Genomic DNA, 6741 nt, shown 5'->3' with positions numbered 1-6741 from the left:
TATAATGTATAGCTATACGAAGTTAATTAACGTAGAAAAAGTAAATTTCTATACTGAATTGAAACTACTCTTTTTAAGATTTTTTTCCTATCTCCTGCCTTAATTCTGTGTTGTATCGTTCTTTAGGAACATACACCAGACAGGAAATAAAACGGCGATAGACATCCGTACGTGCAAACATACGAATTCTTCGACGCTCTTGCATATAAAAAATACCCATACCAATTTCTAATAACTCATCCTCTGATGCTTGTATCAAATCATCACGGGGTAGGGTTTCCAGGATATTTAATAGAATCTTACCAGCATGACCACGTGGATCCAATTTGGAATTCTCCATGATCATAGCTACTTTATGACGCAAGAAAGGAATATGTTTCGGACTCGTGTTATAAGCAGCAGAAGTGTACAAACCAATAATGCGACGCTCTCCAATCACCTGCCCTTTTTTATTAAAACGCTTAATGCCTATATAGTCCGTGTAAGCACGGCGGTGAACAGAGGCTTCCGTATTCGTCTTGGACATAACCAGAACACGTGAAGATAAGGTATGTTCACGAGCCTCCGGTGTCATAGCAGAAATACTACGTGCACTGGATTTACTCATGCTTTGGCGGAGCACACCTAACCCAGTTTCAGGGAGTGGTTGTAAAATAGTCTCCTGTCCTTTTTGAACCAGTTCATAATCACGTACCCCCAGAAACGTAAAATGGTGATCTTCAATCCAATTTAGAAACGCTTTGGTTTCTGCTGCCTCATTTGCTTCCAAAATTCCAGATGCGTGGTCAAGTTCAACAATTGCTTCACGAACCTTTTCACGCATAGGGATCCAATCCTTAACAACTGCGCGATTATCTTCTAACACACGTTCAAAATTACGATGTAAGTCCTCAAGAACAGAAGCATCTGTTTGTCTATCAATCTCAATAAAGATTGCAGCCTCCGTTAATTTGCCACTATTACTACCTAAACTACGTGGAAAAACTGCTGTAACTTGATGGTTTTTATCCCGTTGTAAAGAAAAACCGCCCATATGCATAATGAGATGTGAAACCAACCCTAAACGATTGATAACCATACGCAATGAATCGACCAAAAATGGCATATCTTCGGTAATAATTTCTACAACCGTATGAGTTGTTTGCCAACCATGTCTTTCAAACTCAGGGTTATAAATACGAATTTTTGTTTCGTCTGGTGCCCGCTGCTGAATGAGCGACCAAAAATTAATTGCGGCCCCATATAGATCATCAATATCCCATTCACGCAAATCCTCCAAGGCAACCGTACCATAAAATTGGCGAACAAATTGAGAGCAAAAATCGGCTTGCTCACCACCCATTTTTTGCTTTAATTTGTCAACTACGGCTTCAATAATTAAATCTTTGCCTTCTTCAAATTTGTAAGACATTCAATCACCTCATTAGGCATGAAAATAAATTGCGGCGCATTATATACTTCTATGCAATAAGTTACACCGCTAGTAATGCATTTTTTTGCTCAAAAATTAGAGCACCATATGATTTAAAGGTACACCGCTCTCAGCCCCGATGTTCTGCAGCCTGTCCGCAGAATCCAGCGATGCTGACTCAACAACTCCTATCACTCAATACAAACACGCGTCCCCACAGCTACCCAATCTGCTAATTCGACTAGATCTGAGTTTTGCATACGAATACAACCATGGGAAGCTGGTTTACCTAATTCAGCTATATCAGGCGTACCATGAATATAAATAAAGCGCTGTAAGGTATCAACCTGACCGCTTTTATTACGTCCTTCTTCCAAACCATCCAATTGCAGAATTCGAGTTAATATCCAGTCTCGCTCAGGGTGACGGGCAGCTAACTCTGGCGTATAAATTTCGCCAGTCCACTCACGAGATATAAAAACACTATTTATCGGGGCATCCAGGCCAATACGAGAGTATATTTGATGCCAACCGCGAGGAGTACATCCACTGCCACTTAATTCACCTAACCCATTTTTCCCTGTTGATATTATATAAGATCTATAAACATTATTATTGTCAAAACAATGCATCCTTTGTTCACTTGCCGAAATAAAGATCAATTGATTATTTGTTATCATTGTCATGGATTGCAACCGTTTTTGTATTAACAAACTCTAAAATACCTTCTTTCGATAATTCTCTGCCATAACCAGAATGTTTAATTCCTCCAAACGGCACTCTAGGATCTGAAGCCACCAAAGCATTCACGAAACAGGCGCCAGCCTCTAACTCAAAGCGAGCAATATACTCGCCACGGGTCAAATCCTTAGTAAAAACTGCTGCCCCTAACCCATATTCACTTTGATTAGCCAATTGTATAGCATCTATTTCATCTTCTGCATTAATAACAGCAATGACAGGACCAAACAATTCCTCCTCAAAAGCGGGCATACCTTTTCGCACATCAAGTAATAAGGTTGGCGGATAATAGAAGCCCTTAACATTTGGTATTTCCCCACCAATGACCAATTTTGCGCCTAATTTTACACTTTTTAATACCTGTTGATGAAGTGTTTTTCGTAGATCATCACGAGCCATAGGACCTAAATTGGTCTTCTCGTCTAAAGGATTACCCATGTGATAACCATCCATTTTCTCTTTTATTTTTTCAACCAATTGATCACAAATAGAATTCATCGCGATAATTCGTTTAGCAGCAATACAAACTTGGCCGCAGTTATTTAATCGTGAAGTAACAATACAATTTGCAGCCAAATCAAGATCAGCGTCCTCAAGAATAATATAAGGATCATTGCCACCTAACTCTAATACTGCCTTTTTTAAGTGGCTGCCTGCATTGGCAGCAACTACCTGCCCTGCTCGCTCACTGCCTGTTAAAGTGACAGCAACAATCTTTTTATGCGCAATTACTTTGGCAGCCATTTCATTATCTAAAACAAAATGCTGGAATAAGTGTTCTGGAAACCCTGCCTCCAGAAATAAAGCGGCAATTGCCTCACCCGTACCAGTTGAAATCGGAGCATGCTTTAAAATAGCGGCATTTCCGGCCATCAGCGTAGGAACAGCAAAACGGAATACCTGCCAAAAAGGAAAATTCCAGGGCATAATGGCAAATACAATACCCAGTGGCTGATAACAAACCAACGTTTTTTCATTTCCGTTTGAATTGTCCTTGGTTGTAAATAACCTTCAGCGTGTTCAGCATAATGTTCACAGACCCAGGCACATTTTTCAATCTCAGCTTGACCCGCACGAATAGGCTTGCCCATTTCGTTTGCTATAAGCAATGCAAAATCATTTTTCTTTTGCCGTAATAAACCTGCCATTTTTAACATGGCTTGTTTACGCTGCAAAAAAGGTGTCTTTTTCCAGATATTGAACGTTAAATGGCCTGCATCAATCAAAGCATCCACTTGTTTCTCACTAAGTGTCGAATACTCCTGCAGAACAATTTCCGTTGCTGGATTGATAGTTTTTATAATCATTTGCATCAACCTCTCTTTTTATTTTTCCAGTGTAGCTGATGCAAATGAAGACGCAAACCCTAATTTAAGTCATTCATTTTCCTATAAACTCGTCAATATACAATCTGGAGATGATTTATTGCTTTTAACTAGGTAGACTTTTACCAAAGAGTTTTGTTCTAGGGCAGTTCGGTACATGTCATGAGCAAATCATACATTCAACACGTCAGCATTCTTGCACAGGGGTTTTGATTGTTGTTACTATTTTGCTAATTTCGTTGTATCGGCATTGTTAGCAATTAAGAAATCCGGCATAACAGCCTTACAGAGTATGACACCTAACCTTAGGACACGCGATGACAAACAAAATTCTAGGCTACCACCCCGTTCACTACCTGGTTGCCTGGGCTGTGCATGTATTCACTGCTAGTGCAGCTTGTTTTGGTATTCTTACCCTCATCAAAATCTATCAGCACGATTACGTGCAGGCCCTCTGGTTTATGGCTGTAGCCGTTGTTATAGATGCCGTGGATGGAACCTTAGCAAGATTAGTGCGAGTGAAATCAGTACTTCCTAATATGGATGGTGCTTTACTCGATAATATTGTTGATTATTTAAACTACGTAATAACACCCTGCTTTTTTCTTTTTGTAAAGCCTGGCATGCTACCCCCTAATTTTTTGCTTTTAATCATCGTAGCAATCACACTCACCTCGTCTTATCAATTCTGTCAAGCAGATGCAAAAACATCGGATCATTTCTTTAAAGGATTCCCCTGTTATTGGAACATTGCTGTATTTTATATGTTTATATTCGATACTTCGATGAATACCAATGCTTGGATCCTCTCAATATTATGTGTATTGATATTCGTGCCAATTAAATATGTCTATCCATCTCGTCTTGACTATCTGACTGAATCCAAATTTCTGAAAATAATTATGCACAGTTTTTCTTTGATTTATGGCGTCAGTTCAGCCTTCGTGCTATTACATTACCCACGAATGGATTCGCTGTGGCTATCCTTATCCCTCGGCTATGTCATTATGTATCTGACTCTTAGCATGTATCGTACTTATTCGCCCATGCTTAAAGTAAAAAACATCATACGGAAAGAAAAAAGAAGTTGATTCACTTTTAATGCAGTTATCATTAGAATATCCCGTTTCAATTATTTAAGAGGATTTTCATGTCACTTTGTAGAATAATCATGTCAGCCTTTGTAATGACTGTTTTTTCTGCAGCACGGTAGCCGCGGATAACTTTCCACATGGTTGTGAAGTATCAGGTTTCGGCTTTAGTCAGGATCGTCTGGTTGTCAATGATAATGGTCAACAAACTTTTTACTTGATTCAGAACCACAGTAATGCACAAATCGAATTGCAACGCTTTGAAACACGCGAAGTCTTCATGAGCCCTTCTCTAACTGTCAAGCTCGACCCATCTAATTGGGCCGCTTTTGCATCTGATATTGCCAATTTAAATTTTCAATGTTTTTCTCTTTCTCGCAAACAAGAAAGTACAACAGAAAATGAGAATGACAATCAGGTCAATACGCCTAATGCAACTCCCGTTGACTGTCGTACCGTATTAGATGTTTGCCAATATCCACGTGTTAAATTTGCTTTAAGCAATATGGGTAATTATTGGGTTTCCACCAATAAGTCGCAACAAGATGTTATTAATGAGGCAACTCGAAAAGGCATTTACCTACGCTGGTGATTAAGTGAATACAAAACCCAAGATGAATTGTTTCTGTTGATTGGAATTATTGGCTCAATAATATTATTGGTTGGTCTAACACAGACGCCAGCTCAAAGCTATTATGTAGTGGGCTCCTTGCTATTATTATTCACCTCTCTGCATTTCAAACTGATTTATTTTATAGCTTTGGAAATGATTCTGATTGCCGGTCACGGAGCAATTCTTTTGGGAATTGGTACAGCACTACAAATGGCATTGCCAATCCTTTTATGCCTGCAGCTTCTATGCTTTTATTTTTTAAGCGGTCAAATAAATAATTTTTCCTTTTAATCGGAATTATTGGCATTGCGGTTCTATCAGTCGGTTTCGCTTATGAGAACCAATGGGTATTTTTTACAGGAAGTTTAGCTGTTGCAATTTATGCTTTTTATAGTGCTTATAAAGGTAAAAGAATCACTTTGCTATGGGCTATTCTTAATTCACTATTTGCCTTGATTGCAATCTTGAAATTAATCTTTTCATCAATCGGGAGATTTTAATGGCTAAAACACCATCCAGTATGTTACCTCTTGGTACCACTGCCCCACAATTTTCTTTGCTCGATGTAATCAGTAATAAAAAATAGGTTTGGGTGATTCACATCAAGCTAAATCGACAGTCATTATGTTTATCTGTAATCATTGTCCATATGTAAAGCATGTTAGTAAAGAGCTCACAAAGCTTGCCAATGATTATTTGCATAAAGGAGTTCGCTTTTTAGCGATCAACTCCAATGATGTAGAAAACTATCCTGATGACTCACCAGACAACATGAAAAGAACTGCCCAATCAGAGGCCTATCCTTTTCCTTATTTGTATGATGAAACACAGGAAGTTGCAAGGGCTTATCATGCAGCTTGTACTCCTGACTTTTATGTTTTTGATTCCAATCTGAGTCTCGCTTATCGAGGGCAGTTAGATGACTCCCGTCCAGGTAATCAAATTGAAGTCACTGGCAATTCAATTCGGAATGCGTTGGATTGCCTATTGAATAATCAACCTGTCAATCCAGATCAGAAACCTAGCCTAGGATGCAATATTAAATGGAAAAATTAGCACCGGCAGTGCATTACAAAATAACTTTTTACGTCCCGGAAAGCCATTTAGAAATTGTTAAACATGCGTTGTTTGATGCTGGAGCAGGCAGACAAGGTGACTATGATCAAGCTTGTTGGCAATGCCTTGGTCAAGGCCAATTTCGACCGTTAGAAGGTGCAAATCCAACCATCGGCACCCTGCAAAAACTGACCTTCATTCCTGAATACAAAGTTGAGATGCTTTGTTCTGCTGATTTTCTTACTGCCGCAATTCAAGCATTAACAACCAGTCATCCCTATGAAGAACCAGCCTTTGATGTTATTCGTTTAGAAAACTAAAATTGCATTTAAAAAATGCAATAAATTCAATTAGTTGTAGACAATTGATCCTAGGCAGTAATTCTGGACATTTAGTTAAGCTATTTTCTTCAATTCAAAATTAAAAGGGCTTGTATAGCCAATTGCACTATGCCTTCTTTTACGGTTGTAATCAATATCAATGTACTCAAATACGGCTTGGCGC

General features: G+C 38.8%; 5 protein-coding genes and 3 pseudogenes. 4 read left to right on the top strand and 4 right to left on the bottom strand.

Annotated features, from left to right (window positions below; genetic code table 11):
* Window positions 1–82: 82 nt before the first annotated feature.
* The 3 genes and pseudogenes from BN58_RS10635 to BN58_RS24200 all read right to left on the bottom strand — a co-directional run.
* Window positions 83–1411: pseudogene (locus BN58_RS10635) on the bottom strand (NAD-glutamate dehydrogenase); the annotation flags it as partial.
* Window positions 1412–1602: 191 nt separating this feature from the next.
* Window positions 1603–2091, bottom strand: a complete 489-nt coding sequence (locus BN58_RS10630; protein WP_019216803.1) for a L,D-transpeptidase — start codon at window positions 2089–2091, stop codon at window positions 1603–1605.
* Window positions 2078–3459: pseudogene (locus BN58_RS24200) on the bottom strand (NAD-dependent succinate-semialdehyde dehydrogenase). Before BN58_RS24200 ends, BN58_RS10630 begins: the two are co-directional and overlap by 14 nt.
* Window positions 3460–3794: 335 nt before the next feature.
* Between BN58_RS24200 and pcsA the strand changes: the two are divergent.
* The 4 genes and pseudogenes from pcsA (at window position 3795) to BN58_RS10595 (ending at window position 6557) form a co-directional block, all read left to right on the top strand.
* Entirely contained in the window at window positions 3795–4568 is a 774-nt protein-coding gene (gene pcsA / locus BN58_RS10620; protein ID WP_019216802.1) for a phosphatidylcholine synthase, read from the top strand.
* Between the two features lie 217 nt (window positions 4569–4785).
* On the top strand, window positions 4786–5160 hold the full coding sequence (locus BN58_RS24195) for a hypothetical protein (RefSeq protein ID WP_019216800.1): 375 nt from the start codon (window positions 4786–4788) through the stop codon (window positions 5158–5160).
* A 520-nt stretch (window positions 5161–5680) separates the two neighbouring features.
* A pseudogene (locus BN58_RS24185) lies at window positions 5681–6237 on the top strand (thioredoxin family protein).
* Entirely contained in the window at window positions 6225–6557 is a 333-nt protein-coding gene (locus BN58_RS10595; RefSeq protein WP_019216797.1) for a hypothetical protein, read from the top strand. The pseudogene BN58_RS24185 and the gene BN58_RS10595 overlap by 13 nt, the downstream one beginning before the upstream one ends.
* Window positions 6558–6632: 75 nt before the next feature.
* Here the strand turns inward: BN58_RS10595 and BN58_RS30870 are convergent.
* The coding region (locus BN58_RS30870; protein ID WP_019216796.1) for an IS3 family transposase at window positions 6633–6741 on the bottom strand (109 nt) is incomplete at its 5' end.

The organism is Legionella tunisiensis, assembly GCF_000308315.1.
GTDB classification, from domain to species: Bacteria; Pseudomonadota; Gammaproteobacteria; order Legionellales; family Legionellaceae; genus Tatlockia; species Tatlockia tunisiensis.
The sequence above is the reverse complement of the archived record's forward strand: the minus strand, read 5'-3'. Positions and strand labels throughout refer to the sequence as shown.

Excerpts from the sequence above, each read along its gene's own strand:
- BN58_RS10630 (WP_019216803.1), bottom strand. The coding sequence starts at position 2,091 with ATGATAACAAATAATCAATTGATCTTTATTTCGGCAAGTGAACAAAGG.
- pcsA (WP_019216802.1), top strand. The coding sequence starts at position 3,795 with ATGACAAACAAAATTCTAGGCTACCACCCCGTTCACTACCTGGTTGCC.
- BN58_RS10595 (WP_019216797.1), top strand. The coding sequence starts at position 6,225 with ATGGAAAAATTAGCACCGGCAGTGCATTACAAAATAACTTTTTACGTC.